This window comes from Corallococcus sp. RDP092CA (genome assembly GCF_041903675.1).
GTDB lineage: Bacteria > Myxococcota > Myxococcia > Myxococcales > Myxococcaceae > Corallococcus.
Genome location: NZ_JAYESI010000071.1, coordinates 1 through 4,860 on the forward strand (window position 1 = coordinate 1; position 4,860 = coordinate 4,860).

4 protein-coding genes and 1 pseudogene are annotated in these 4,860 nt (G+C 73.0%); all 5 read right to left on the reverse strand.

Annotated elements, in window-relative coordinates; genetic code table 11:
- Positions 1 to 623 (reverse strand): annotated as a pseudogene (locus U8525_RS34055) (hypothetical protein); the annotation flags it as partial.
- 319 nt (positions 624 to 942) lie between these two features.
- Positions 943 to 2,130 carry a hypothetical protein gene (locus tag U8525_RS34060; protein ID WP_374270907.1) on the reverse strand — a complete coding sequence of 396 codons (1,188 nt, stop codon included), beginning with the start codon at positions 2,128 to 2,130 and terminating at the stop codon, positions 943 to 945.
- A gap of 65 nt (positions 2,131 to 2,195) precedes the next feature.
- Entirely contained in the window at positions 2,196 to 2,507 is a 312-nt protein-coding gene (locus U8525_RS34065; protein WP_374270904.1) for a 4a-hydroxytetrahydrobiopterin dehydratase, read from the reverse strand.
- A gap of 75 nt (positions 2,508 to 2,582) precedes the next feature.
- Positions 2,583 to 4,067, reverse strand: coding sequence for a glycerol kinase GlpK (gene glpK, locus U8525_RS34070; RefSeq protein WP_374270905.1), 1,485 nt, complete (start codon positions 4,065 to 4,067; stop codon positions 2,583 to 2,585).
- 212 nt (positions 4,068 to 4,279) lie between these two features.
- Positions 4,280 to 4,507: a hypothetical protein gene (locus U8525_RS34075; RefSeq protein WP_374270906.1), complete on the reverse strand. Its 228-nt coding sequence runs from the start codon at positions 4,505 to 4,507 to the stop codon at positions 4,280 to 4,282.
- Positions 4,508 to 4,860: the final 353 nt, after the last annotated feature.

Consider the following 4,860-nt stretch of genomic DNA (forward strand, 5'->3'; position numbering starts at 1 on the left):
GTGCCCGGCGCGGTATAGGCCACGTACAGCCGGCCCTGCGCGTCCGCCGCCACGTCCTTCACCGTCAGCGCGCCGGGCACCGGGTGCGCCCAGAGCGTCGCGCCGTCCGCGGACAGCCTGGCGACGATGGCGCCGTCGCCGAGCTTGCCCGTGCCCAGGTCCACCGTGCCCTGGAGGTTGCCGGCCAGGAACATGCCGCCCGCGCCATCCGCCGCCACGCGGACATGCACGTCCGCGCGCAGCGACGCCGGCGTGGGGGCCACGCGCACGTCATACGCATGCGTCCACAGCGTCTGCCCCGTGCCGGAGCGCCGCGTGAGGACCAGGTCCACCGAGTCATCCGTGGGCGCCCGCGCGTCCAGGTCGTCGTAGCCGTGCGCGGCGGCGGTGAAGAAGTCGCCGGTGGCGGCGTCCACCGCCAGGTCCAGCGCCAGGTCGTCCTGCGCGGAGCCCTCCTTCGCGAGCCACAGCGTGGCCCCCGACGCGGGGGGCGCCTGCTCCTGCCCAGCGCCCGGCGGCGGCTGGGGCTGGGGGGGGGCGTTGCCCGGCGGCGTCTGCGTGCCGCTCCCCGGCGGGGGGACGTCGCCCGGTATCGAGGGCTGATCCGCGGGGGGACACCCCATCTTCGAGTCCTGGCAGTCGTTCGGATCGGGCTTGTCGGCCCCGCCTCCGCACCCCCACCCGCTGCCCAGCGCGAATCCCAGCACCGTCGCACCCACGACAGTCCGGCGCCACCCCCGCCCCTGAGACATGGAATCCCCTCCGTGTACGGCACGGTTCGCATGCCATCCCACACCGGCAAATACGGCACGGAAGGTTGCTCGGCTGGCCGCTGCGCGAAGGCGGGGGCGGCGCGCGGGTGGGCCTCCGGGAGGCGCGGTCGGGCGACGCGAGCACCCAGCGCGGTCCTCGCGTTTACCCACCCACGGCCAAGGTCGGACACTACCGCCAGAAGCCGATGGAGACGCCCCAGTTGGAGTAGCGGCTCGCCAGGTCGAACGAGGCGGTGAGCGACCAGTCCTCCCAGTAGCGCAGCACGAACAGCTCGAAGCCGCCGGTGAGGTGCGGCCGGGGGTTGCGGTCCTGGAAGGGGGACGGCTCCAGCCAGGTGCCCGCGCGCAGGCGCAAGAGGCCCGGGAAGGTGTCCCACTCGGCGCCCAGGCGCGGCTGGAAGGTGGCGGTGTCGCCCACGCGCTGCGGCGCCGTGGTGGTGGCGAGGGAGCGCGCCGCCACCGCGTTGCTCACGCTGGAGATGAGGTCCACCTGCGCGGTGATGAGCCACCGGCCGGCCAGCGCGTCGCGAGGCTCCTCCTCCGGCACCGGCAGCGCGTCTCCGTCCACCAGGAGCTGCCGGCGGGCGGCGGGGGACAGCCGGTTGTAGCGGTGCGCGCCCTCGCCCAGCCGCCAGCTGGCGCCCAGCGACAGCACCGCGGGCGACACCACGGCCGCGTAGACCTGGCGGCCCGCGATGAACGGGCTCTGGCCGTCATCGCGGCGCCAGCCCGCCACCACCTCCGGGCGCACCGACACGCCGATGCGGTAGGACCGCCCGTGCGGACGGAAGAGCATGTCCACCGCCACGCCGGTGTCGCCGTAGCGCCAGGACTCGTCGCCCAGGGCGTTGAAGCTGGCCTGCGCGGAGAAGATGCCCAGGGACAGGATGAAGTCGTCCTGGCCGAAGGCCACCGAGCCCGCGAGCACGGACTGGGTGAGGGAGATGCGCAGCTTGTCGCCCTCGTTCCGGCAGCCCAGGGTGAGGCAGTAGCCGGTGCGGCTGTTGCGCCACAGGAAGCCGATGCCGAAGCGCTTGTATTGCAACATCAGCGCGCCCAGCAGCTGGCGGCTGTCCACGGTCTCGTCCGCGAGGCCGTCGTTGTCCACGTCCCGGCGCTTGGTGCCGGTGAAGGGCAGGTCCAGCCAGGACAGGGTGACGCCCAGGTCCCAGTCGCGCTCCAGCGAGGGGCTGCGCTGGGCCAGGGCGGCCAGGTTGCTGGAGACGCCCGCGGCGCCCTCGGCGATGCCCACGTAGGCGCCGCCCAGGCCCACCACGCGCGCGGAGCCCAGGAGCGCGCCGGAGTTGAAATACAGCCGCTCCGGCCGGGGCTCCGTGGGGACGTCGTCCTGGGCCATGGCCGGGGGCGCGGCGAGGGACGCCGCGCACGCCAGGGCCGCCAGGGTGCCGCGCACGCCGTGGGTCACCGGGCAGCGGCCCCTTCGATGAAGAGGCGGTCCGCCTCCGCCGCCAGGGCGGTGTCGCGGGAGGTGAGGCCGCCCGCGTCGTGCGTCACCAGCGCCAGCGTCACCTTGCGCCACCGGATGTCGATGTCCGGGTGGTGGTCCGCGGCCTCCGCCGCCCTCGCCACGCGCTCCACGAAGGCGATGCCCTCCAGGAACGAGGGCGCCTCGTAGGTGCGGCGGATCATCCCGCCCTCGTGCTTCCAGGCGGAGTGCTGGGCGAGGAAGGTCTGGAGCGCGTCCGGGGAGAGCAGCGTGCGGTCGTGGGCCATGGCGGCTGTTCTACCCGCTCCCCCGCCCGATGGAAGCCCCGGCGCGTTCATTGCGCCGGGCTCCGGTGTTTCAGTTCACGCTCGCGAAACCGCCTGCTTCCACTTTTCCAGGTGGCGCGCGCGGACCTCGGGCTTCATCTTCGGCTTGAAGGTCCGGTCCGCCTTCCACGCGCGGCGGATGGCGTCCGGGCTGGTCCACACGCCCGCGCCCAGGCCGCCCAGGAAGGCCGCGCCCAGGGACGTGGTCTCCAGGTTTCGCGGGCGCACCACCGGCACGCCCAGCAGGTCCGCCTGGTACTGCATGAGCAGGTTGTTGGCCGCGGCGCCGCCGTCCGCCTTGAAGACGGGGATGTCCCGCCCGCTGTCGCGGCGCATGGCCTCCGCCAGGTCGTGGATTTGAAGGGCCACGCCCTCCAGCGTCGCGCGCGCCAGGTGCGCCACGGTGGTGGAGCGGTCGATGCCGGCGAACAGGCCGCGCGCCTCCGGGCGCCAGTGCGGCGCGCCCAGGCCCGCGAGCGCCGGGACGAAGACGACGTCGCCGGAGTCCTTGACGCTGGCGGCGAGCGCCTCCACGTCCGGGGCCTTCTTGATGACCTTGAGGCCGTCGCGCAGCCACTGCACGGCGGCGCCCGCGATGAAGGAGCTGCCCTCCAGCGCGTAGTGCGTGGTGTTGCCCAGCTTCCACGCCACCGTGGTGAGCAGCCCCGCGGTGGAGCGCACCGGCTGCGTGCCGGTGTTCATGAGGAGGAAGGCGCCGGTGCCGTAGGTGCACTTGGATTCACCGGGGGCGAAGCACGCCTGCCCGAAGAGGGCGGCCTGCTGGTCGCCGGCCATGCCCGCGACGAGGATGCCGTCCGGCAGGCTGCGCATGCCGCGCGTGGTGCCGTACACCTCCGCGTTGCCGCGGATCTCCGGCAGGCACGCGCGGGGCACGCCCAGCAGCGAGCACAGCTCGTCATCCCAGCCGAGCGTGCGCAGGTCCATGAGCAGCGTGCGGCTGGCGTTGGACACGTCCGTGACGTGGGCGGCGCCGCCGGTGAGCTTGAAGACGAGCCACGAGTCCATGGTGCCGAAGCACACGTCGCCGCGCTCGGCGCGCTTCTTGGCGCCCTTCAGGTGGTTGAAGAGCCAGGTGAGCTTGGTGCCGGAGAAGTAGGGGTCGAGCACCAGGCCCGTCACCTCGCGCACGCGGGGCTCCACGCCTTGCGCCTTGAGCCGCTGGCAGATGTCCGCGGTGCGGCGGTCCTGCCAGACGATGGCGTTGGCCAGGGGCTCGGCCGTCTCCCGGTCCCAGAGGCCCGTCGTCTCCCGCTGGTTGGTGATGCCCACCACGGCGATGTCGCTGCCGGTGAGGCCGGCGCTCTTGAGGGCGCGGGCGATGCACCACTCGCTGGTGTTCCAGATGTCGATCAGGTCGTGCTCCACCCACGACGGCTTGGGGAAGTGCTGGGGCAGCTCCTTGTAGGAGCGGCCCACCACCTGCAGCCGGGTATCGAGGATGGAGACGTGGGTTCCCGTGGTGCCCTGGTCCAGCGCCAGGACGTATCTCGCCTTCGCCATGCGTGCGGAGCCTCTCTCGTCGGCCAGTGGCCGGACACGGGAGGGGACCCTACTCCAAGCGGAGGCGCCGCACTGACGGAGCGTGCGAGAAGTCAGGCACCGGGAGCTGTCCGTGGAACGCTCCCGTGCCCGCGTGGGGGTGCCCTGTCGGTGCGCCTTGCCGGGGGAAGTCCACGGTACTTCCCGGCGCGACCGGACACGGCCGCCCCGTTTCAGGAGCCCGTGGCCCGCGAGCGGCTGTTGAGGAAGCGGCGCAGGCCGTAGGCGCCCAGGCCCGCGAGGATCATCCGGCCCAGCGAGCCGCCCACCCCGGAGGACCTGCGTCCCCGGTACCCGTAGCCGATGGGATGGCGGCCGTAGGCGGTGCGGCCCCGGTTCCAGCCGCGACCCCTGAAGCTGCGCCGTCGTGACGCGCCCAGCAGGTTGGAGAGCAATGCCATGATGTCACTCCGTGGTGAGAGGTCCGGGCCCGCGCCCTCCACGGAGGGTCCGTGAAGGGCGCGCGTGCGTTGAAAGGTGGGCCTCACGCCGTGTGACGACACCCCGTGTCGAGCACGGCTATCGGAGCGCCGAGTCCCGGGCCGGAGGGCAGGCGGGCGGCTTCGAGGGCGCGATGCCGGCGGCGGCTCCGGGAAGGCGGGCGGCTCCGGATGCATGGCATTGGACCTAGGAGCGTGTCGGGGTAATCGGAAGAACCGATTTGAAAGGGAGGCAGAGGCGTGGTGCTCTTTGCCTCCCTATGAGCAAGACCTTCCGCCCCTACGCACCGGAGCAGTCGGAGTTGCTGCCGCCC

Bases quoted from the DNA above. Each gene is read 5' to 3' on its own strand.
- U8525_RS34060 (WP_374270907.1), bottom strand. From the start codon at position 2,130: ATGGCCCAGGACGACGTCCCCACGGAGCCCCGGCCGGAGCGGCTGTAT.
- U8525_RS34065 (WP_374270904.1), bottom strand. From the start codon at position 2,507: ATGGCCCACGACCGCACGCTGCTCTCCCCGGACGCGCTCCAGACCTTC.
- glpK (WP_374270905.1), bottom strand. From the start codon at position 4,067: ATGGCGAAGGCGAGATACGTCCTGGCGCTGGACCAGGGCACCACGGGA.
- U8525_RS34075 (WP_374270906.1), bottom strand. From the start codon at position 4,507: ATGGCATTGCTCTCCAACCTGCTGGGCGCGTCACGACGGCGCAGCTTC.